The organism is Microcoleus sp. Pol17C6 (assembly GCF_036701145.1).
Lineage (GTDB): Bacteria > Cyanobacteriota > Cyanobacteriia > Cyanobacteriales > Microcoleaceae > Microcoleus.
Genome location: NZ_JAUBQH010000059.1, coordinates 1 through 20,794, shown reverse-complemented (window position 1 = coordinate 20,794; position 20,794 = coordinate 1). Strand labels below are relative to the sequence as shown.

Sequence of the window (20,794 nt, the reverse complement as noted above, 5' to 3'; positions counted from 1 at the left end):
TAGTCTAGAATTGTGTAGGGGTAGCGGATACCCCTGCACTGTTTTGAAAAGGTCAAGTTTATGTAAATAAATTTAATAGAATTGGTATAGCTTAAGAGTAGGGATTACCGTACTCCTACCACCTTCATCAGTAGGGAAAACTTTACACAAACTCTCGGTAAAAATCTCTAGTTAGTGTGTTATCATATATTTATATATAAAATTTTTAGTAAACAATCAATATATTAAAGTAAATTAATGACTCAAATAAACAAACTCCTAGGCAAGCTGATGCTTGGTGCATCTGATGCTAATTTTTCCTTTAGCGATTTATGTCAAATACTCCAGATTTTAGGATTTGAGGTAACCATTAAGGGGAGTCACCATATTTTCACGAAGGAGGGAGTCGCAGAAATTATCAACCTCCAACCCCAGAAAGCAGATAAATCAAAAGCTAAAGCTTATCAAGTAAAGCAAGTTCGGGCAGTAATTCTGAAATATAAATTGGTTAACCAAGATGACAATGAAGTATGAAGTAATCATTTACTGGAGTGAGGAAGACCAGGTATTTATTGCGGAAGTACCTGAATTACCGGGATGTGCTGCTGATGGTGAAACTTATCAGGAGTCATTGGAGAATCTAGAAATTATTATGCAGGAGTGGATAGAAACGGCTAACGCACTGGGTCGTCCTATTCCACAACCGAAAGGTCGCTTGATGTTTGCGTAGTTCAAATAGAATCACAGGCGCTCGCCCTTTTTTTTCCAAGTCCGCGCGACCAAAGCTATCTTCGCGTAGGGGTTCCAGAAGGGTAGGGAATCGCCCATCTTTCTTAAGCCTCAAACGGGTTAATCAGTGTGAGTTCAGCAATCCAGAGAAAATCCCCTATATTTCTTGTTACTAAAGTTCTGTCATATACCAAAGCTGTTGCCGCAATAATAGCATCCCCAAGTGTCATTTCCCTTATCTCTCGCAACAGCACTGCGCGATCGAGTACAGCGTTAGAAATTGGTACAACCTCCACCACACCAAAGAATTCCTCAAAGTACAATCTATACTCTTCATTTAGCCGATGATAACCCAAGACTTCAAGGTAACTTATTGCCGATACAACTATGTCATTTTCGCCAATAAAATGCCTAATCTGCGAGTTTTCTGGCTGGGAAGCGTAGATAATAATATTACTGTCTAGCAGCATTCATTATTCACCCCTACCTGGAAGTGGACGGTCTTGACGCAAATCTCGCTGCCATTCCACTGGATCGCTAATTTCAGCAAAGACATTATTAGCTGCAATTTTTTCCAATATTTCAACTATTCTCTGACGGCGAAACTCAGCGCTTAAAGTCGATCGCTCTTCTTGTAAAATAACATAAACTCTGACAGGGCGCTCGCCCTCTGTTGGAACCTCATTAGCCCATTCTAAAACGTTGCCCTTTAATATAGCCTCAAATATTCGCTGCATAGCTAATATCAACTATTCTTTATTTTTACTATCAAAACAATTTTGAACATCAAAGCTAAGAACGACTGAATAAAACTTTAGACTTTCATGAGTATTTTCGTTTGAGTTGCTCAACAGAAGTCACCTTACCTGCTGCTACATCTTTTTTGGCTTTATTAAATACTTCAATAAAACCGGGAATTTTTAATCATCCCACCGTAGCTTCATTGCTTTCATGTTCTGCTAATAAATAAGCTAAGAAATCATCCACAACGAGCAGCCGTTCAGGAGATAAGCGATCTATGGATTGCTTAAGCTTCTGGCGAAGTTCTTGAGTTTTCATAGTTCATAGCTATTGAAAATTATTAGATCGGGCTGTTTGATTATACCAGATAGTCTGAAATTTGGCTCCAGCGGCCCTAATTTTCCCTGCATTGCGATCGCCCCGATATTGCCTGCATTGCGATCGCCCTGAACTTCCTCTGCATGGAAATTTAGTTTTGAGGAATGTTGCCAGTATCTTGAATATTATCACCTACGCTTCAAGCTCAGCACGCTGAGAAAAAAGCTCGACAAAACCATCTGCAAACCAACAGTCAGGCAAGTGAGCGAGGGAATAACCAAACGCAGAGTTTTAGAAGGATCGAGAGAACCAAAAGCAGTTTCGCTCCAGATAGTTAATGACAAGAAGGAGCCAACTATTCCGATTAATATGAGCGTGACTCCGACAATCAATCCTGTCTCTAGGGTGACATAGCGAAATATTTTGTTGAGTTTGGGGTCTTCGGGCAGGAATTTCTCGCTGATGGCGAAAATTTTGGTAAAAAAAGCGAAACTTACTGCTTGAAAACCGATGATAATTGCGATCGCACCATACAGCAGCGTGTGTACATCAAAGCTGATACCCCCGATTTTTTGAGTACCGGGCAACAGCCAAATGCTAACAATTAGACCCCAAATCATCAGCGCAGTACCCGGATACAAAAACAGCCAGCGAGGACTGTAAAGCAGCAAAAATCGGAGGTGCCGCCAGCCATCTCGCCAAGTTCGCAAGTGCGGTGGGCGCGATCGGCCGTCGGGAGAAAGTACGGTTGGGATTTCAGTTATCCGCAGCTTGTATACAGAGGCCTTGACCACCATTTCGCTAGCAAATTCCATCCCCGTGGTTTGCAAGTCGAGTTTCAAAATAGAGTCTCTCCTAAAACCCCTGAGTCCGCAGTGAAAATCGCCGACGGGACTGGCAAAAAATAGCCGCCCAACCCATGTCAGCACCGGATTTCCTAAATATTTGTGCAGCGGCGGCATTGCACCAGGTTTGATGCCCCCTTGAAAGCGGTTTCCCATTACTAAGTCGAAACCTTCTCGCAATTTGTTGACAAAAGCACCGAGGTTGGAAAAATTGTAGCTATCGTCAGCATCGCCCATGATAATATAAACTCCGCGCGCTGCGATGATGCCTCCCATGAGGGCGCTGCCGTAGCCTTTGGCTGCTACGGGCACGACTCTCGCTCCCATTCTGGTAGCGATAGCTTGAGAACCGTCAGTGCTGCCGTTGTCTGCTATGATGACCTCGCCGGTAATATCAAGTTCGCGCAGGGACTTCTGCGCCTTATCGATGCAGATTTCTAAAGTTTCTGCTTCGTTCAGGCAAGGCATGAGTATCGATAGTTCTAGAGTGTATTCTCCGCTTGGATTGGTCTGTTCTGCCATATATTTGTTCCACTCTCGATCGCGATCGACCATACTTGATTTTCCCGTATCTCTGCTTAAAATATTAGTGGTGAATAAAACCTAACAAAAATTAATTAAAGTTTTTCAGGTTTTTGGCAACGGCAATTTTTGATTGTACTATAGGTTAGTAAATTTATGAATAGAAGCGTTTTTATGTTATTGCTTGCTGCAATATTGTGCGGCGTAGCAGGTCAATTTAGTCTCAAGGCAGGAGCTAAAATATTAGGGCCCATTGGCGCTGCTAATTTAATAGAAAAAATTATAGCAATGGCTACTCAGCCGTTGATAGTAGGTGGTCTTTCTTTGTATGCAATTTCTTCGATCGGCTTTATTGTAGTTTTGTCGCGGGCCAACCTTAGCATAGTCTCGCCTTTACTGTCAATTAGTTACCTATTTACTGTTTTAGGTGGCAAACTGATATTTCACGAGCCTTTGCCGCCGCTGCGGTTAGTAGGCGTGGCGCTAATTATGACGGGAGTAATTTTTGTACTCAGAGGTCAAGCAGGGGGAGTGACTGGAGGCAACTAGCGACTTTTAAGATTGACGCTGGAGTGCTGAATTGATAACTTAGGTCAAAGGGTGTATTTGAGCCTTCTGTTATGAAATGATGCTGCTGTATGTCTAATATTTCTGAGCCTGTGAATCCGAATCAATTATTGAGCGATCGCACCGCAGTTCTTGCTACCATGCACCAAAAAGAACGGGTGATGGCTCCCGTTTTGGAACGAGAATTGGGTGTAAATATCCTAGTACCTGCGGAGCTTGACACTGACACTTTCGGCACCTTCACCAGAGAAGTTAAACGCTTAGGAACACAAATAGAAGCGGCTCGCCATAAAGCACAAAAAGCCCTAGAAATTGCGGGCGAAACTCTTGCCTTTGCCAGCGAAGGTACTTTCGGCCCTCACCCAATGATGCCGTATCTGCCAGCTAACAGAGAAATCGTAATTTTATTAGATCGAGCCAACAATCTAGAACTAATCGGCGACTCTTTCTCGGTTGAAACTAACTACAGTCACGAGTTAGTTTCCAGTATAGAAGAAGCAGATGATTTTGCTAAAAAAGCTGGATTTCCAGAACACGCACTGGTGGTTATAGTTGGCGACGCTGCACTCGGTAACGGCGAAATTGTCAAGGGCATTAGGACAGAAAAACAACTTTTTGACGCTGTGACAGCAGGCTTAAAAAAATCGTCAACCGGCCGAGTTCACATCGAAACAGATATGCGGGCGATGTACAATCCAACTCGGATGAAAAACATCGAAAATGCAACTCTCGATTTAGTTAAAAAATTTAAGCAATTCTGCCCGGAGTGCGGTTGGCCGGGATTCGATATTGCTGAGACGAAAATCGGATTGCCTTGCGGACTGTGCTATTTTCCGACTCAGCTAGCGCGATCGGCAATCTATAAATGCAAAAAGTGCGGTTATACTAAAGAAAAACTATTTCCCGACGGTCGAGAGACTGCCGATCCTTCCCTTTGTCAATATTGCAACCCTTAGAAAAATAATTAATTGCACAAAAATAGTAAAATTTGTCACAATATTATTGATAGTTCCCTAATTAAATTCACTAATGATAGCCGTAGAAACAGAACGCAACTGGAAACCCGTTATTAAAGAATTCGAGGCTGTAGTTGGCAAAAATGGCGTCGTACAGCGCCGCGAAGAATTGATTGTCTATGAGTGCGACGGACTCGCCAGCTACCGCCAGCGCCCCGCCGTGGCGGTATTGCCTCGAACTACGGAGGAAGTGGCGCAAGTGGTCAAAATATGCGATCGCAACTCAATTCCCTGGGTTGCTAGAGGCGCAGGAACAGGCCTTTCCGGCGGCGCTTTGCCTGTAGAAAACTGCGTGCTGATTGTCACTGCCCTGATGCGAAAAATCCTGAAAGTAGACTTAGAAAATCAGCAAGTAGTCGTGCAACCGGGAGTAATTAATAACTGGGTAACGCAAGCAGTTAGCGGCGCAGGTTTCTACTACGCGCCCGATCCTTCCAGCCAAATTGTTTGTTCAATTGGTGGCAACGTTGCCGAAAATTCTGGCGGCGTTCACTGCCTCAAATACGGAGTCACAACTAATCACGTTTTAGGATTAAAATTGGTAGTTGCGGACGGTTCAATTGTCGATGTCGGTGGCGAAATTTCCGAAATGCCCGGTTACGATTTAACTGGTGTATTTGTCGGTTCCGAAGGCACTTTAGGAATTGCCACAGAAGTTACTCTGCGAATTCTCAAAGCGCCGGAATCGATTTGCGTTCTCCTAGCGGATTTTTCCAGTATAGAAGCAGCCGGCGAATCGGTTTCCGATATTATCAGCGCTGGCATTATTCCCGGCGGCATGGAAATTATGGACAACATCAGCATCAATGCTGTGGAAGATGTGGTGGCAACTGGATGTTATCCCCGCGATGCGGCGGCAATTCTACTCGTAGAAATCGACGGTTTAGAAGTGGAAGTGGCCACAAACAAACAGCGAATTGCTGATATTTGCAAGCACAACGGAGCGCGAAATATCACCACGGCAACTGACCCGGAAACGCGCCTAAAAATTTGGAAAGGGCGGAAAGCTGCTTTTGCGGCGGCGGGCCATCTCAGCCCTGATTATTACGTGCAAGACGGCGTAATTCCGCGAACGCAAATGGCTTATGTTTTGAAAGAAATTGAGGGTTTGAGCGAGAAATACGGTTATCGAATTGCTAATGTATTTCATGCGGGAGACGGGAATTTACACCCGCTAATTTTGTACGATAACTCGGTAAAAGGTGCGCTGGAAAAGGTGGAAGAATTGGGCGGGGAAATTCTCAGGCTTTGCGTGAAAGTTGGGGGAAGTCTTTCGGGGGAACACGGCATCGGTGCTGACAAGAAGTGTTTTATGCCGGATATGTTTTCCGAGGTAGATTTGGAGACGATGCAGTGGGTGCGTCAGGTATTTAATCCCAAAGGTTTGGCGAATCCTGGGAAGATGTTTCCGACGCCGAAGACTTGCGGCGAAGCGGCGAAGGCTAAGGTTGAAACTTTTAAGAAGTTGGATGGTGTGGAGGTTTTTTAATTCGCTATTTATGCGGGTAAGGTGAGCAGAAAAGCACCTGATAATTGTCTCTACAATGGCGAGGCAAAGCCTCTAAGTATGCGTTCCCAGCCATAGTCGGGTAACGAGAAAAAACGATTTTTCTCGTTTTTTAGGAGTGCGAGAGTCCCGCTCGCTTGCTTGCCTATATATCACGTTGGTAAGGTGCAGATTGCACATTCCACCCTAATGTGCGATCGGAATTTTGATAGTAAATTCCGTGCCCTTGCCCAATTCCGAAGTACAATATAATTCGCCTTTGTGTCTTTCTACAATAATTTGATAGCTAATTGACAAACCCATTCCCGTGCCTTTACCAATGGGCTTGGTAGTAAAAAATGTATCGAATATCTGCTGTTTGACTTGCTCAGTTATTCCCGGGCCGTTGTCGGCAACTTTAATTTCTACAAAATTGCCGACAACTTCCGTACTAATCCTAATCTGGCTAGGATTTTCTAGTATTTCTTGACAATTTTTTCTAGTGTTCGCATCTTCTAAAGCATCGATTGCATTGCTGAGAATATTCATAAAAACTTGATTGATCGGCCCAGCAAAACACTCAACAGTCGGTAATTCTCCATATTGTTTTACAATTTGAATTGGCGGCTTTTCTCCGTTCCCTTTCAAACGGTGATTGAGAATTAACAGCGTGCTGTCAATACCTTCGTGGATGTTAACGGGTTTCATCTGTGAATCGTCATGGCGCGAAAAGTTCCGCAGCGACTGCACAATCTGGCAAATCCGCTCGACACCCACGGTCATTGAAGAGAGTATTTTAGGTAAATCTTCAGCTAAAAAATCGAGTTCATTTTCTTCTCTTTCCTGTTGAATTTCCGCGACTGGATCGGGATAATGCTTTTGGTAAAGTTCGAGGTGGTGAAACAAGTCTTGAGTATAATTTGTGAGATGAGTGAGATTGCCGTAAATGAAGCTGACTGGGTTGTTAATTTCGTGAGCGACGCCAGCCAGTAGCAAGCCCAAACTAGACATTTTTTCGCTTTGAACTAATTGGGAATTAGTGGCTTTGAGTTCGTTAAGTGTGGCGGCTAGTTGAGCGGCTTGTTCTCTGCTTTGTGCTTCAGAATTATGCAAGGCTTCTTCGGCTTGTTTACGCTGAGTGATGTCTCTCTGTACACCAATAAAATGAGTTAATTTGCCCATTCGATCGCGCACAGGAGATATTGAGAAACAATTCCAGAACGCGGTTCCATCTTTGCGGTAATTCTTTAATATTACCTTGCACTCGCTTTCTGTTTGCAAGGCTTGGCGAATTATTTCTACTGCAGCCGGATCTGTATCGCTTCCGTGCAAAAATCGGCAGTTTTTTCCTATAATTTCCTGCCGCCGATAACCGGTCATGCTTTCAAATGCGGGATTGCAATAAATAATTGGATGTTCTGGGTCAGTGGCGTCATAAATCGTAAATCCGGTGCTACTAGCTGCTATAGCTCGATCGTACAACCAAAGCATTTCTTCTGCGCGCTTGCGATCGGTAATGTCCCGTAGCGTAGCTAAATAAGCCATTTCTCCATCCCATTCCGTTTCCACCACCCGCATTTCTACTACAGCATTTGCTTTTTGCTTGCGAATAGCTTCAACTTCTGTTTGCACGACGCGAGTTCCTGGTGCTTCTGTTTTTCCCACTTGGGGAATAATATCCGTCGCCATCTCAAGGTCGCAAGCTGAAACTTCTACTACTAAATTGCCAAAAAATGCTTGCCCTAAAAGTTCGTCTGCTTTGCAGTTAAACAGTGCTTCTGCTGACGGGTTGGCAAAACAGACAAGTCCTCGCTTGTTAACGATTGCGATGCCGTCGGCATTTTTTTCGATCACATTCCGAAACCGAGATTCGCTAGCTTTCAAATCCTGCTTTAGCTGTTCCATTGCTCGCTCCATCTGCTGCAATTCGCACAGACTAACACTATAAGCTTCGGAAATATGGGCCTCGGTCGAATTCTCCGCTCTTTTTTTGGGCATCTGTTGGTAGCCTGTTCTATTGGTCAGACTGCGAGCAGTTTTTTTATGGTTCCTGCTAATATTACTGAGCTTATTTTCTGGATCGGCTTCTTGAAAAAACATATTTCTACCCTACCAAATTATTTTCTAGATTAATGTGTTGCGATCGCCCAATTTTCCGGGAATTTTAGGGAGATAGCAATTTACACCCGATGCTAGCACATTACTTTTCTAATTCATCCTAAAACTTCGTTAAAATTCCTGAGTAATCGCCCTATAATTATCTATAACGTTTTATTAAGTAATTTCAACAACATTAATACTTACGTAGTAAGAGGAATTGTGCAGGATATATATGGCTTCAATCCCCCTCCCACTCACAAAATAATCCGTTCCACGCAAAAGTCCTAAATATTTAGAAGCCACGGGTCAGTATAAATTATTATATAATTTGAAAAAAAAATATAATTAAAAATTAGCGGACTCATCTTTAAATCATCAAAAATAATCATAATTAGCCATTACCAAATCATCTCCCTGCAGGCAGATGTGATATAGAATATAACCTATCTATTTTTGCGATCGCAACTTCAAACCAATGGCACGTCTAGCACTTCTGAGCACATCCAATAAAAGCGGACTAATCGACTTAGCGCGCAGTCTAGTAGAAGAATTTGAATTTGACATAATTAGTAGTGGCGGGACAGCAACAGCCCTCAAAGAAGCAGGCATCCCAGTGACCAAAGTTGCGGAATATACTGGTTCTCCCGAAATTTTGGGAGGGCGAGTCAAAACACTTCACCCGCGAATCCACGGTGGCATTTTAGCACGCCGCGATGTACCGGAAGACCTCGCAGATTTAACCGCCAATCAAATTCGGGCGATCGATCTAGTTGTAGTGAATCTGTATCCATTTGAAGAGACAATTTCTAAACCAGGAGTTACTCTAGCAGACGCAATTGAGCAGATAGATATCGGCGGACCGGCAATGTTGAGAGCCTCAGCCAAAAACCACGCTCATTTGACAGTGTTGTGCGACCCAGAACAGTACAATACTTATTTAAAAGAACTGCGGGAAAATGGCGGCGAAGCTTCCTTAGAGTTTCGGCAAAGATGTGCGCTAGAAACCTTCAAACATACAGCAAATTACGATCGCGCGATCGCAACTTATCTCAGCAGCAGCCAATCCGCTGAAAAATCAGCGCTACCAGAGCAGTTTAATTTATCAGGAAAAGAGTTGCAAACTCTGCGCTACGGCGAAAATCCCCATCAAGCCGCCACCTGGTATCAAAGCGGAACTACACCGACAGGCTGGACGACTAGCACCATCCTGCAAGGCAAAGAATTAAGCTACAATAATTTAGTAGATTTAGAAGCAGCAAGGCGGCTAATCGTAGAATTCCCAGACACCCCCGCCGCCGCTATTCTGAAGCATACAAATCCTTGCGGTACAGCCTTGGGAACAACTATTTCTGAAGCGTATCAAAAAGCCTTCGACACCGATTCAGTCTCAGCTTTCGGCGGCATTGTCGCCCTCAATCGCCCGATTGATGCTGCTACCGCAACGGCGTTAACTCAAACATTTTTAGAATGTATTGTCGCGCCGGGGTGCGAACCAGAAGCCGAACAAATTATCAAGAAAAAGGCGAAAGTTCGAGTATTAATTTTGCCAGATTTGACTCAAGGGCCGCCACAAACTGTTAAAGTTATTGCAGGCGGTTTGCTGGTGCAAGACTCAGATAATGTAGTAGAAGAAACTAGCAAATGGCGGATTGTTACTGAGAAACAGCCGACGGCGGCAGAGTTGGAAGAATTGCTGTTTGCTTGGAAAGTAGCGAAACACGTCAAATCAAATGCGATCGTTGTGACGCGCGATCGCACTACAATCGGTGTCGGCGCCGGACAAATGAATCGCGTCGGCTCAGTTAAACTAGCATTGGAACAAGCAGGAGAGAAGAGCAAAGGAGCGATTTTGGCCAGCGACGGTTTCTTCCCCTTCGATGATTCAGTCAAAACTGCGGCTGAGGCGGGAATAATTGCGATCGTCCAACCGGGCGGAAGTATGCGCGATCGAGATTCCATTGAAGCGGCCAACCAACTTGGAATCACAATGGTTTTCACCGACATCCGCCACTTCTTGCATTAGTTTTTGTTAGGAATTATGCCTAGCAATTCTCGATTGTGTACCATATTGTAGGGATACAATAGTGTTCGCGGGTGTCAACTTAAGTCGAAAAGCTTTCATAAATCTCGTTTCTCCCCGAGTCTAGATCCCCCTAAATCCCCCTTAAGAAGGGGGACTTTGAGAAGAATCCTGTCCCGTCTTAAGACGGGAGACTTTGACACTCTTGTCTCCCCCTTAACAAGGGGAACTTTTACACTCTTGTCCCCCCCTTTTTAAGGGGGGTTAGGGGGGATCTGGAAGGCTATGACACCAATCAACACTGTTATGTCGTACCAAATTTCCAGTTGCGTCCTTCAAAAATTATGAATACCACAATTCAACAGCAAATTAAACCTGAAGACGTAAAAGTCAAAATCCTGCTCACTGGCGGACATCAATGCACCGTCACGCTCAAATCTGATACACCATTATTCCACAGCCTGATCAAAACATTAGTCGATCGCACCCAACAAACACTCAGTTTTTCGCCCTTATTTCAAATCCCCATAGACGACGGGCGTTCCACCCTTTTTTTTCCCGGCGAACACCTAGTGGGATTAGTCACAGAACCCCCAATTTACTTGCAGCAACTGCAAGCGCAGCAGCCTGCAACTCCCGTAGAAATTCCAGCCACAGAAATTCCCGCCCCTGCGCCGCATGTAAATGACGATTTAATATCTCGCTACGCCCAAATAGACAACTTTTTGACCCCCGCAGAAAAGAACAAACTCATTAAATATGTCTTAGCAAAAGAATCAGAATTTGTGAGTACCAGCACCTCAACTAATGCCGAAGATTACCGCCGTTCGATGGTACTCCACTCGTTCCCCGAATTTTCGGAACTGATGGTTAATCGCATCAAAGCAATTCTCCCCGACGTGCTGAAAAGTTTAAATATTCCGTCATTTCCCCTGGGTGAGATAGAAGCTCAGCTAACCATGCACAATGACAACAACTTTTATAAACTTCACAACGACAGCGGCTCGCCAGATACCGCCAGCCGATTTTTTACTTACGTTTACTATTTCTATCGAGAACCCAAGGCTTTTTCAGGTGGCGAGTTGCAGATTTATGACAGCAAAATCGAGAACAATTTTTATGTTGCTGACAAGACATTTAGAACAGTTGAACCGCGGAATAATAGCATCGTATTTTTTCTAAGCCGCTATATGCACGAAGTTTTGCGAGTTAGCTGTCCCTCAAAAGCTTTTGCTGATAGCCGCTTTACTATTAACGGCTGGGTACGCAAAGCAAACTGAGGTTAATTCATAGTCCTGGAGGCACTAATCACCGAATTTTGTCATTCTGAGTGAAGCGAATAATCTCAAATTCTTGCCACACCGTTACAATGCGTAAGTCCCGATATGTGAGATTCTTCACTTCCCGCCTACGCTCAGAATGACAGAATTACCTTACTCAAAACGATTTCATTCTTACTCCAGTGCTCCAGCACTTTTGAGCAATTTCACCACATTAGAATAACCCTTAAACTCAGCTAGCATTAAAGCTGTATAATTTCCCGGATTTTTGTGGTTGAGTTCTGCACCAGCATCAATTAAAATCTTTACTGCATCAGGATAACCCCGATGTGCTGCCCACATTACAGCGGTTGCGCCCGAATCATCGAGCAAGTTGACATCGGCACCTTTTTCGACTAATAATTGGACGATCGCAATATAACCCCGATCGCACGCCTTCATTAAAGCGGTTTTCCCCAAATCCGCCGGGACATTGGGATCAGCACCGCCGTCAAGCAAAGCTTTCACAGTCTCGGTATGTCCGTGAAACGCAGCCAGCGTCAAAGCCGTCTCCCCAAAGTTTTTAGCATTCAGAAAATCAGCCCGATTAGAATTTACTTTTTGCAGCAAAGCCGATACGATCGCACTATGGCCGTGAACAGCCGCCACCAGTAAAGGCGTATCGCCCAACCGATTTCTCGAACCGACACTAGCACCTCGGTTTAATAGCAATTCCACCACATCTTCGCAGCCTTCAATCACCGCAAAATTCAAAGCAGTTTCATCATCTTTATCCTTAGCGTTGATATCCGCGCCCGCATCGAGTAAGATATGGGCGATCGCCGCATTTCCCCCAGCAGCAGCGGCCATCAAAGCCGTGCCCCCATCTCCATTTTTCACATTCGCATTAGCACCCGCACCAAGCAAAGTTTGCACCACATCAGTATTGCCGGCATCCGCAGCCAAAGTTAAAGCAGTTTCTCCGTTTTTGTCGGGAATTTCGACATCAGCACCAGCAGCCAACAGCGCCTCGACAACCGCCAAATTTCCCGCCGTCGCAGCCAGCATCAAAGCAGTTTTGCTCTCTAGATTTTTAACATTAGCATCCGCCCCACACTTGAGCAAAATTCGCACAATTTCAGCGCTTCCTTGACGGACAGCTAAAAACAGCATATAATTGTCAGCAACAGCACCCGCATCCACCAAAGCTTTTACAACAGCTTCATGACCCGATAAAGCAGCTATTTTCAGAGCAGAATCTCCATCTTTATCTCGCACATTTACATCAGCATTAGCATCAAGTAACATCCGCACAACATTGATATCGCCCTTCAGACAAGCCGCCATCAAAGCCGTACTTCCATCATCATTTTTAGCATTAACATCAGCACCTGCAGCCAGCAACAGCCGCACAGAGTCAGCCTGTTTGTGAGCCGCCGCCAGCATCAAAGCCGTCAGCCCAAAACGCCTGCTCACCTGGTTGACATTAGCGTCATTGTTTAGTAGACTACGCACGATTTCTGTATAGCCCTTTTGGGCCGCAAACATCAAAGCCGTCGTCCCCTCAGAGTCTTTGGCGTTAGCGTTAACATTCTTAGCGAGTAAAGCTTGGACGTGAATAATGTTGCCAGTCTTGGCGGCTTGAATCAATACAGCGTCTTGTTTAGTGGCAGCCATAATAGTCTCTCATACCGTATATTTTTACCGTCGCACGAGACGGCCTGACTGGTATGCTAAGTTTTATGAAGTATGTTTGCTAATCCTCAGAACACTATGAATCTCGAAATTCCTCAGTCAGTGAAAGTTTGGAGCCAATTCTTCCACCCAGTTTTAATGTGGGTACTGCTGGCCATCTCATTTTATGCTTTGTATCTCGGCCTGCAAATCCGCCGTACCAGAAGCGCCGAAGGCGAAGTCAAAAAAGAGTTAATTAAGGGCAAATTCAACATCAAGCATCACCAGATGGGTTCTTTGCTGCTAGCCTTGATGGTAACAGGTGCAGTGGGCGGGATGGCCGTCACCTACATCAACAACGGCAAGCTATTTGTGGGGCCGCACTTGCTAGCAGGGTTGGGAATGACGGCAATAATTGCGATCGCAGCCTCGCTGACTCCTTTGATGCAAAAAGGCAGTGATTGGGCGAGAAACACTCACATCTTTCTGAATATTGTGCTGTTAGGGCTGTTTGGCTGGCAAGCGGTATCAGGCGTGGAAATCCTGCAAAGAATTATCAGTAAAATGTGATCGTTTGGGTAAGATTGCTAATTGCTAATTGCCTTAGCGCGATTAGTGATTAGCAATTAAAGTCGGATTTTTTTAGTTGTTTAATAGCCAAGCTTTCCTTTGGATGATATAATAGAATAAAGTTAAATTGAGCGAACAAATTATAAGATTAATTAGGGAGCTTTTTCAAATTCAAAGAAGGAAAGCCATGCTAGAAAACCTGATCAAATACTTTGTCTACGCAACAAAAGGCTATATTACAAAAACGCAATTAATCAAGTTTTTGTATTTAGCAGATCTTTATGCTGTCAAATGGACAAACAAGCAGCTTACTGATTTAGATTGGCGTTATTATTACTATGGGCCTTGGAATGAAGGCATAGACGCTGCTTTAAATCAAATGAATGGCAAAGAGATTTTTCAAGAATCTCAGGGAGACAGTATATTCATCAGACTTGGTGAGGGAGCTGGTAATGTGGATGATTTAAAGTTACCTTTAGGTCTGAAGCTCATGCTTGACAACATCAGGAGAGAATGGGCTGGTGCAGGAGATGATAAACTGAAGCAGTTACTAGATTATGTCTATAGCACTGCTCCCATGCTTGAGGTTAAATATAGCCACGAACCAGAGGAAAAGGTGAGACTTAATCTCTACAAAGAAAGAGAAAAGTTAATGAGTGAATTGGGGTGAGCGAGTGGCTGGACAAAAACCGCGTCAAGGTTGGATTTATTTTATCAATCCCTATAGAGTATCTCTTCGTTGCAAACTCGGTCATCATCATATTTATGAGATAAATCAACCAGGGGAGATTGAATGCAAGACAATTTCTTGCACTCAGGTGATTAATTCGAGTCGGGTTTTTCGGGGAGAGCATCCTTATATCGTTTGGACAAGTGACCAATTTCAAGATGACTCTAAATACATCCAAACTTTGACGCTGATTCCGTTGACTTCACAAGAAACCTATAAAGGTTTGCCAACTGTATATCCGATTAATTCTACAAGCACAAATGGTCTTGATAAGAATTCCTTCGCTCTAGTGCATCAGATATGTACTGTTGATGCTAATTGTTTTAAAGACTCGGAAGGGGATTGGCTTAAGCGAGTTGGACAACTGGATAAAGCAGATAAGGAAGCGATAGAGGAACGTTTAAAGTATTTTTTAAATCTTGGGGATAATCCGGGTGAAGATTGGTTTATTGAAAATGCGTCTATAGAACTTTTACAGAAAGTGTTTAATTATCTGCCAGAGGAAACCACAAAAAGTATGGCCATAGAAAAACTGATCGACGATTTGCGATCGTAGTCAATGAGTAGTAATAGATCGTAGAGGTCAAGAAGGTTTTTGCAGTGGACTTGAGCACTCTCGCTATATCCTGTTAACCTTCTCGATTGTCCAAACGGCATTTAGCCACATCTCACAAAAAAAATTAAAAAAGGCGGCACCCAGATTTGAACTGGGGGTGGAGGTTTTGCAGACCTCTGCCTTACCACTTGGCTATGCCGCCGTCACGTCTGAAATTTGACGTTTTCTTATAGTACACCAAATCTCGAAAATTTTAACATACCTGTCAAAAATTTCGTAAAGCGCAGCTATCCCGTAGGGAATCGCCCTTTTTTCCCACACCTCCAAAACCCATCCGAGGCTATTCTAGAATTACATCGATCGCCCGCAACACCAGCCATGACACCAGTTTCTCCCCTACTTGTCGCCCAAATCACCGACACTCACTTGTTTGCAGAGATCGATCGAGAATGGAAAGGCCTCTCAACAACCCGCACCCTCCAAGCAGTTCTCGATCGCCTGCAACAGATACAGCCGCCGCCCGACTTACTCCTACTCACAGGCGACTTGTCGCAAGACGAAACACCCGAATCATACCAGCGCCTCGTCTCCCTCATCGCCCCCCTCGGAATTCCCGCCTACTGGATACCTGGGAACCACGACAACATCCCAGTCATGGCAGAAATCTTAAATCAGTCGCCTCTTTCCCCAGAAAAATCATGGATGCTAGGAAACTGGCAATTTCTATTACTTTCGAGTGTGGAAGCCGGATGCGACGGCGGGCGGCTTTCTCCAGAAAGCTTGCATTGGCTCGACTCTCAACTGCAAGAAACGGGCGATCGACCTGTTATCATTGCCTTGCACCATCATCCTTTGCCGATCGACTCTGAAATAATGGATGGAATGATGCTGCAGAATGCCGATGAATTTTTAGCAATTGTCGATCGATATCCTCAAATCAAAATCGTTCTTTGCGGCCACATTCACCAAGAATTTCAACAACAGCGGGGCTCAGTTACCTACTTGGGGACACCCAGCACCTGCATCCAACTTTTACCGAAAAGTCATCCGATTATCCTTGATGAAATCCCCCCGGGATTTAGATTGCTTGAATTGGCGATCGACGGTACTTGGAACACCAGAGTTGAGCGAGTTGCTGCAAAGTCGCCACCAAATTAATATTTTTTAGTCTGCCTAAAATTAGTATCAAATTTACATTCTGTTGTCAATACATCAACAGATAGATTTTTTTTAGCAGCCCCATCTTTTATGATATTTATTAACCATAGATTGCAGACATACGTAAACTAGCGAGCTACGAACATAAATGTCGATCGCAATTTAAAAAAACAGGAAAAACTAAATATATGTCTCAACTCAATGGCGTGATGATGCAGTATTTCCACTGGTACAGCCCCGACGACGGCAGCCTGTGGAATCAGCTAGCGAAATCTGCAAAAGATTTAGCCAAAATAGGGGTTACATCCCTGTGGTTGCCACCCGCCTATAAAGGAACTGGCGGCGGTATGGATGTAGGTTACGGCGTCTACGACTTATTCGATTTAGGCGAGTTCGACCAAAAAGGGTCGGTACGCACGAAATACGGCACAAAAGATGAGTATTTGGCCGCGATTAAAGCTGCCCAAGATGCAGGAATTCGGATTTATGCCGATGTTGTCTTCAACCACAAATTAGGTGCCGATGCAGAAGAAGAAGCCGAAGCCACACCCTTCAATCCCGACAACCGGAATGACACCGTAGGCGAATATCAAAAAATCAAAGCTTGGACGCATTTTACCTTCCCCGGACGCGACAAAAAATATTCTAGTATGGAGTGGCATTGGTGGCATTTTGACGCCATTGATTACAATGTTTACAACACAGAAACCCATGCCGTTTACTTGCTAAAAGGCAAAGAATTCGATGGAGGAGTAGACTTAGAAAAAGGTAATTTTGACTACCTCATGGGTTGCGATTTAGATATGGACAACCCAGAAGTCAGCGGGGAGTTAAAATACTGGGGTGAGTGGTATGTCGATACAACAAACGTTGACGGCTTTCGCTTCGATGCCGTCAAACACGTTAAAGCAGAATTTTTCCAAGAATGGTTGGAACACGTTCGCCACTATGCCCAACGCGACCTATTTGCCGTCGGTGAATATTGGTCTTACGAAGTGGAAGCTTTGCACTACTTCATCCAAGCAACGGATGGTAAAGTCTCCTTATTTGACGCCCCCCTCCATTACAACTTCCACGCTGCTAGCAAAGCCGGCAATAGCTACGACTTGCGAACAATTTTTGATAACACCCTCGTCCAACAGCAACCAACCCTCGCTGTTACCTTGGTTGACAACCATGATTCTCAACCATTACAATCCCTAGAATCTGTTGTCGAGGCTTGGTTTAAACCTCTTGCCTATGCTTTAATCTTGCTGCGAAGCGAAGGATATCCGTGCATTTTTTACCCGGATTATTACGGCGCTAACTATAAGGATACAGCAAACGATGGCAACGAATACGAGATTTGGTTAGACAAACATCAGTTTATTCTCGATAAATTCTTGTTCGCGCGCCAAACTTATTCCTACGGCAATCAGTACGATTACTTCGACCACGCCAATACCCTTGGCTGGACGCGACTCGGAGATGAAGAACATCCGGGCGGCATGGCTGTGGTACTCAGTAACGGAGGCGATGGCACCAAGTTTATGGAAGTCGGACAACCGAATCGAACTTATATTGACATCACCGAACACATCAAAGAACCAATCACAACTAATGATGATGGTTGGGCTGATTTTCGGTGTAACGCCGGTTCTGTTTCGGTCTGGGTGCCGCAGCCGTAAGGACTACGTTAAAATTGACGTAATCCTCTGCCTAAAGTAGGGTGTGCACTGCACACCTTACCGCTATAATTAGTACCTTAAACCACTTTTAACTTTCATGATTTTGATGACGGAAACTTGTTTGTAGTGAGGACAAAACTGCTCCTTCTAGTATTATTTTTATGATCTGCGATCGCGCGAAAAAATATTAATCTAAAAAAATATGAAACTTTCAGAAAAAGTTGCCGTTATTACCGGCGGTGGCTCGGGAATTGGTCATGCAGCAGCAATTTTAATGGCCAAGGAAGGCGCAAAAGTTGCTATTATCGATCACATTTTGGAAACGGGGCAAGAAACCGTCCGCCAGTTGGTCAAGGAAGGAGGCTGCGGGCTGGCTATTGCCGCAGATGTTGGAGATTCTCAGCAAATGCAAAAAGCGTTTCAAACAATTTTTGATGAATATCAAAGAATAGATATTTTGTTTGCAAATGCGGGTATTAACGGTGTATGGTCGCCGATAGAGGAGATAGAACCAGATGAGTGGGATCGGACAATTAACACCAACCTCAGAGGAACATTTTTGGCTGTTAAGTATGCTGTTCCTCATCTGAAAAAACAAGGAGGTTCAATTGTAATTACATCCTCGATTAATGGCACCAGAAGTTTCAGGAAAGTTGGTGCCACGGCCTACGCTTGTTCAAAAGCTGCCCAAGTAGCCTTTGCCAAAATGCTGGCGCTAGAACTCGCAGCCTGCCAAATTAGAGTCAATGTGATCTGTCCGGGCGGGGTGCTGACTGCCATTGAGGAAAGCACTGTTAAGCGCCATCTCGATCGCATTCCAGTTGCCCCTGATTCCATTCAAGATATGATTCCTTTGACTGATAATACCGCCGGTTCTAGCGAAGAAGTCGCCCAATTAGTGTTATTTCTGGTATCACATTCCTCCAGCTTCATCACAGGTACTGAAGTCTGGATTGATGGTGGCGGTTCTTTGATTTAAAATCTCAATAGTTTATTTTTATTACTCGGCGGTTGAAACGGATTCTACACAAACGAAGTCGCAGCAGAGGGGCACTTAAGAAATAAGAATTTCTAATGACTAACTCTCCATTGTTGAACAGCAGTTTGCAATGTCTGCGGCAGCCACTTATCGTACTGAGGATAAACAGGCAAACGCTGCACAAGTTGCCATCCCGATGTTGCTAAAATTTCTGTTAAAGTTTGGTGTTGCAGGTGAGGATAATCGGGATTAACTTCATCCCGTGGCCCAATTCCTCCTAAATCTCTAGCACCTGCGTCTAAACAAGCCAGCAATATGTCTGGCTGTGCAACTAAATTCGGGGGAATTTGCAGCCTGATTTCAAATGGTAAAATGCTGCGGGCGATCGCAATTACTTCGGGCATTTTTGTAGCATCAAAAACTTCACCGTCCCAACTTTGCTGATTTCCCGGACTGTGTGGCTGGAGGATAACTTCTTGAATGTGATTGTAACGCAAATGAATCCGGGCGATCGCCTCTAATGTCTCCACCCAATCGGCCTCACTTTCCCCAATTCCCAGCAGCAAACCAGTTGTAAACGGAATCTTCAATTCCCCAGCCCATTCTAACTGTTGCAGCCGCAGCGCCGGCACTTTACTCGGTGCGTGCCGGTGAACAGTTTGTAACAAATGTGGCGCAAGCTGTTCTAGCATCAGCCCCATCGATACATTTACCTCTTTTAACTGTGCCATCTCCTCAAAGCTGAGCGGCCCCACATTAGTATGCGGCAAAAATCCCAGAGCAAGTGCGAGTTCGCACAAATCGTAAATCCGCTGCAACCAAGCTTTTCGCCGTTGACTGTGAGGGTGTACCTCGCCGCTGAGGATCAGAATTTCAATTACACCTTGAGTTTGCAGGAACTTGAGCTGTTTTTCGGCTTCTGGTAGCGTCAGCCAAGGACTTAGCAGGGGTTCTGCCCGAAAATTGCAATAGGTGCAGCGGTTAAAACACTCGTAAGTGGGAACCAGAGTATAAGCAGGGCTGTAGGTGACGGTGCGGGACATTCCTTGGGACTTTTATCGATCGGATTTGAGCAACAACATATATCTGTCCGTGTAAGTTTTGCGGTTGGCGATCGCAACCCTTCATCTATCTTAACACTGACGCAAGCCCGGAATCTCGTTGCCCAGGTAGATTATGAGTATTCTTCTTTCGTGGGCGATCGTCCACAAATTCCGCATTCTGCTTTTAAACTCCTTATACAGCAAGCCTTATGGCTTTTTAAAAGCATAATTTATGACACCTATAAGAAAAACTGTGCTTAAAAGGCCTTTACAAACTGAAATAAAAGCTTTATGTTTATTTACATGGCGGAATACAAAGCCGTCACGAACATTGAAAACCAAATAAAGCAATCATAAACAAATGACAACAACCTTACAGCAGCGCGAAAGCGCCAATGTCTGGGAACGCTTTTGTGAGTGGGTAACATCAACCGACAACCGCATTTATGTAGGTTGGTTCGGCGTCTTGATGATTCCTACCCTCCTGAGCGCCACCATCTGCTACATCATCGCCTTCATCGCTGCCCCTCCAGTGGACATCGACGGCATCCGCGAACCAGTAGCAGGTTCCTTGATGTACGGTAACAACATCATCACAGGTGCAGTTGTTCCTTCATCCAACGCCATCGGCTTACACTTCTACCCAATCTGGGAAGCAGCTTCCCTCGATGAGTGGTTGTACAACGGCGGCCCTTACCAATTGGTAATTTTCCACTTCCTGATCGGTGTATTTTGCTACATGGGTCGCGAATGGGAATTGTCCTACCGCTTAGGTATGCGTCCTTGGATCTGCGTCGCTTACTCTGCACCAGTTGCAGCAGCCACCGCAGTATTC

At 44.6% G+C, this 20,794-nt stretch carries 20 protein-coding genes, 1 tRNA gene and 1 pseudogene; 14 read left to right on the top strand and 8 right to left on the bottom strand.

Going from position 1 to position 20,794, the window contains the following annotated elements; all coding sequences use genetic code 11:
* The first annotated feature begins 237 nt into the window (after positions 1 to 237).
* Together QUA25_RS23240 and QUA25_RS23235 are read left to right on the top strand one after the other, a co-directional pair.
* Positions 238 to 513, top strand: a complete 276-nt coding sequence (locus QUA25_RS23240; protein WP_333041489.1) for a type II toxin-antitoxin system HicA family toxin — start codon at positions 238 to 240, stop codon at positions 511 to 513.
* Positions 497 to 709: a type II toxin-antitoxin system HicB family antitoxin gene (locus tag QUA25_RS23235; protein ID WP_333041488.1), complete on the top strand. Its 213-nt coding sequence runs from the start codon at positions 497 to 499 to the stop codon at positions 707 to 709. Before QUA25_RS23240 ends, QUA25_RS23235 begins: the two co-directional genes overlap by 17 nt.
* A gap of 103 nt (positions 710 to 812) precedes the next feature.
* Here QUA25_RS23235 and QUA25_RS23230 read toward each other — a convergent pair whose 3' ends face one another.
* From QUA25_RS23230 to QUA25_RS23215, 4 genes are all read right to left on the bottom strand, one after another.
* Entirely contained in the window at positions 813 to 1,178 is a 366-nt protein-coding gene (locus QUA25_RS23230; protein ID WP_333041487.1) for a type II toxin-antitoxin system VapC family toxin, read from the bottom strand.
* Positions 1,179 to 1,181: 3 nt separating this feature from the next.
* Positions 1,182 to 1,445 (bottom strand): hypothetical protein, encoded by a 264-nt coding sequence (locus tag QUA25_RS23225; protein WP_333041486.1) that lies wholly within the window; start codon positions 1,443 to 1,445, stop codon positions 1,182 to 1,184.
* 187 nt (positions 1,446 to 1,632) lie between these two features.
* Positions 1,633 to 1,767, bottom strand: a complete 135-nt coding sequence (locus tag QUA25_RS23220; protein WP_333041485.1) for a hypothetical protein — start codon at positions 1,765 to 1,767, stop codon at positions 1,633 to 1,635.
* A gap of 188 nt (positions 1,768 to 1,955) precedes the next feature.
* Positions 1,956 to 3,167, bottom strand: a complete 1,212-nt coding sequence (locus tag QUA25_RS23215) for a glycosyltransferase family 2 protein (RefSeq protein WP_333041484.1) — start codon at positions 3,165 to 3,167, stop codon at positions 1,956 to 1,958.
* Between the two features lie 123 nt (positions 3,168 to 3,290).
* On the opposite strand from QUA25_RS23215, the gene QUA25_RS23210 reads away from it, so the two are divergent.
* From QUA25_RS23210 to glcD, 3 genes are all read left to right on the top strand, one after another.
* On the top strand, positions 3,291 to 3,683 hold the full coding sequence (locus QUA25_RS23210; RefSeq protein ID WP_333041483.1) for a transporter: 393 nt from the start codon (positions 3,291 to 3,293) through the stop codon (positions 3,681 to 3,683).
* Positions 3,684 to 3,772: 89 nt separating this feature from the next.
* Positions 3,773 to 4,657, top strand: a complete 885-nt coding sequence (locus tag QUA25_RS23205; RefSeq protein ID WP_333041482.1) for a DUF6671 family protein — start codon at positions 3,773 to 3,775, stop codon at positions 4,655 to 4,657.
* 73 nt (positions 4,658 to 4,730) lie between these two features.
* On the top strand, positions 4,731 to 6,206 hold the full coding sequence (gene glcD, locus QUA25_RS23200) for a glycolate oxidase subunit GlcD (RefSeq protein WP_333041480.1): 1,476 nt from the start codon (positions 4,731 to 4,733) through the stop codon (positions 6,204 to 6,206).
* A 204-nt stretch (positions 6,207 to 6,410) separates the two neighbouring features.
* Here glcD and QUA25_RS23195 read toward each other — a convergent pair whose 3' ends face one another.
* Positions 6,411 to 8,303: a PAS domain S-box protein gene (locus QUA25_RS23195; RefSeq protein ID WP_333041479.1), complete on the bottom strand. Its 1,893-nt coding sequence runs from the start codon at positions 8,301 to 8,303 to the stop codon at positions 6,411 to 6,413.
* Between the two features lie 475 nt (positions 8,304 to 8,778).
* On the opposite strand from QUA25_RS23195, the gene purH reads away from it, so the two are divergent.
* Positions 8,779 to 10,326 (top strand): bifunctional phosphoribosylaminoimidazolecarboxamide formyltransferase/IMP cyclohydrolase, encoded by a 1,548-nt coding sequence (gene purH, locus QUA25_RS23190; protein WP_333041478.1) that lies wholly within the window; start codon positions 8,779 to 8,781, stop codon positions 10,324 to 10,326.
* 341 nt (positions 10,327 to 10,667) lie between these two features.
* The gene (locus QUA25_RS23185) at positions 10,668 to 11,603 is read left to right on the top strand and encodes a 2OG-Fe(II) oxygenase (protein WP_333041477.1); all 936 of its coding nucleotides are present in this window, start codon (positions 10,668 to 10,670) and stop codon (positions 11,601 to 11,603) included.
* Between the two features lie 174 nt (positions 11,604 to 11,777).
* Here QUA25_RS23185 and QUA25_RS23180 read toward each other — a convergent pair whose 3' ends face one another.
* Positions 11,778 to 13,259, bottom strand: coding sequence for an ankyrin repeat domain-containing protein (locus QUA25_RS23180; RefSeq protein WP_333041476.1), 1,482 nt, complete (start codon positions 13,257 to 13,259; stop codon positions 11,778 to 11,780).
* 96 nt (positions 13,260 to 13,355) lie between these two features.
* On the opposite strand from QUA25_RS23180, the gene QUA25_RS23175 reads away from it, so the two are divergent.
* The 3 genes from QUA25_RS23175 (at position 13,356) to QUA25_RS23165 (ending at position 15,112) form a co-directional block, all read left to right on the top strand.
* Positions 13,356 to 13,826: a DUF4079 domain-containing protein gene (locus QUA25_RS23175; protein WP_333041475.1), complete on the top strand. Its 471-nt coding sequence runs from the start codon at positions 13,356 to 13,358 to the stop codon at positions 13,824 to 13,826.
* Between the two features lie 127 nt (positions 13,827 to 13,953).
* A complete protein-coding gene (locus QUA25_RS23170) occupies positions 13,954 to 14,496 on the top strand; it encodes a type II toxin-antitoxin system antitoxin SocA domain-containing protein (protein ID WP_333041474.1) in 543 nt (180 codons plus the stop codon).
* Positions 14,497 to 14,500: 4 nt separating this feature from the next.
* Entirely contained in the window at positions 14,501 to 15,112 is a 612-nt protein-coding gene (locus QUA25_RS23165) for a type II toxin-antitoxin system PemK/MazF family toxin (protein ID WP_333041473.1), read from the top strand.
* Between the two features lie 131 nt (positions 15,113 to 15,243).
* Here the strand turns inward: QUA25_RS23165 and QUA25_RS23160 are convergent.
* Positions 15,244 to 15,314 (bottom strand) — tRNA-Cys (locus tag QUA25_RS23160).
* A gap of 14 nt (positions 15,315 to 15,328) precedes the next feature.
* Between QUA25_RS23160 and cpdA the strand changes: the two genes are divergently transcribed.
* The 3 genes from cpdA (at position 15,329) to QUA25_RS23145 (ending at position 18,916) form a co-directional block, all read left to right on the top strand.
* Complete coding sequence (gene cpdA, locus QUA25_RS23155; protein ID WP_333041472.1) at positions 15,329 to 16,270, top strand: 3',5'-cyclic-AMP phosphodiesterase; 942 nt, start codon at positions 15,329 to 15,331, stop codon at positions 16,268 to 16,270.
* Between the two features lie 188 nt (positions 16,271 to 16,458).
* Positions 16,459 to 17,937, top strand: a complete 1,479-nt coding sequence (locus QUA25_RS23150; RefSeq protein ID WP_333041471.1) for an alpha-amylase — start codon at positions 16,459 to 16,461, stop codon at positions 17,935 to 17,937.
* Positions 17,938 to 18,139: 202 nt separating this feature from the next.
* On the top strand, positions 18,140 to 18,916 hold the full coding sequence (locus tag QUA25_RS23145) for an SDR family NAD(P)-dependent oxidoreductase (protein WP_333041470.1): 777 nt from the start codon (positions 18,140 to 18,142) through the stop codon (positions 18,914 to 18,916).
* A 92-nt stretch (positions 18,917 to 19,008) separates the two neighbouring features.
* Here the strand turns inward: QUA25_RS23145 and cofG are convergent, their stop codons facing one another.
* Positions 19,009 to 19,959, bottom strand: a complete 951-nt coding sequence (gene cofG / locus QUA25_RS23140; RefSeq protein WP_333041469.1) for a 7,8-didemethyl-8-hydroxy-5-deazariboflavin synthase subunit CofG — start codon at positions 19,957 to 19,959, stop codon at positions 19,009 to 19,011.
* Positions 19,960 to 20,320: 361 nt separating this feature from the next.
* Between cofG and QUA25_RS23135 the strand changes: the two are divergent.
* Positions 20,321 to 20,794 (top strand): annotated as a pseudogene (locus tag QUA25_RS23135) (photosystem II q(b) protein); the annotation flags it as partial.

Excerpts from the sequence above, each read along its gene's own strand:
- QUA25_RS23145 (WP_333041470.1), top strand. The coding sequence starts at position 18,140 with ATGAAACTTTCAGAAAAAGTTGCCGTTATTACCGGCGGTGGCTCGGGA.
- QUA25_RS23185 (WP_333041477.1), top strand. The coding sequence starts at position 10,668 with ATGAATACCACAATTCAACAGCAAATTAAACCTGAAGACGTAAAAGTC.
- QUA25_RS23150 (WP_333041471.1), top strand. The coding sequence starts at position 16,459 with ATGTCTCAACTCAATGGCGTGATGATGCAGTATTTCCACTGGTACAGC.
- QUA25_RS23235 (WP_333041488.1), top strand. The coding sequence starts at position 497 with ATGACAATGAAGTATGAAGTAATCATTTACTGGAGTGAGGAAGACCAG.
- QUA25_RS23205 (WP_333041482.1), top strand. The coding sequence starts at position 3,773 with ATGTCTAATATTTCTGAGCCTGTGAATCCGAATCAATTATTGAGCGAT.
- purH (WP_333041478.1), top strand. The coding sequence starts at position 8,779 with ATGGCACGTCTAGCACTTCTGAGCACATCCAATAAAAGCGGACTAATC.
- QUA25_RS23225 (WP_333041486.1), bottom strand. The coding sequence starts at position 1,445 with ATGCAGCGAATATTTGAGGCTATATTAAAGGGCAACGTTTTAGAATGG.
- glcD (WP_333041480.1), top strand. The coding sequence starts at position 4,731 with ATGATAGCCGTAGAAACAGAACGCAACTGGAAACCCGTTATTAAAGAA.
- QUA25_RS23195 (WP_333041479.1), bottom strand. The coding sequence starts at position 8,303 with ATGTTTTTTCAAGAAGCCGATCCAGAAAATAAGCTCAGTAATATTAGC.
- QUA25_RS23220 (WP_333041485.1), bottom strand. The coding sequence starts at position 1,767 with ATGAAAACTCAAGAACTTCGCCAGAAGCTTAAGCAATCCATAGATCGC.
- QUA25_RS23230 (WP_333041487.1), bottom strand. The coding sequence starts at position 1,178 with ATGCTGCTAGACAGTAATATTATTATCTACGCTTCCCAGCCAGAAAAC.
- QUA25_RS23210 (WP_333041483.1), top strand. The coding sequence starts at position 3,291 with ATGAATAGAAGCGTTTTTATGTTATTGCTTGCTGCAATATTGTGCGGC.
- QUA25_RS23240 (WP_333041489.1), top strand. The coding sequence starts at position 238 with ATGACTCAAATAAACAAACTCCTAGGCAAGCTGATGCTTGGTGCATCT.
- QUA25_RS23215 (WP_333041484.1), bottom strand. The coding sequence starts at position 3,167 with ATGGTCGATCGCGATCGAGAGTGGAACAAATATATGGCAGAACAGACC.
- cofG (WP_333041469.1), bottom strand. The coding sequence starts at position 19,959 with ATGTCCCGCACCGTCACCTACAGCCCTGCTTATACTCTGGTTCCCACT.
- QUA25_RS23180 (WP_333041476.1), bottom strand. The coding sequence starts at position 13,259 with ATGGCTGCCACTAAACAAGACGCTGTATTGATTCAAGCCGCCAAGACT.
- QUA25_RS23175 (WP_333041475.1), top strand. The coding sequence starts at position 13,356 with ATGAATCTCGAAATTCCTCAGTCAGTGAAAGTTTGGAGCCAATTCTTC.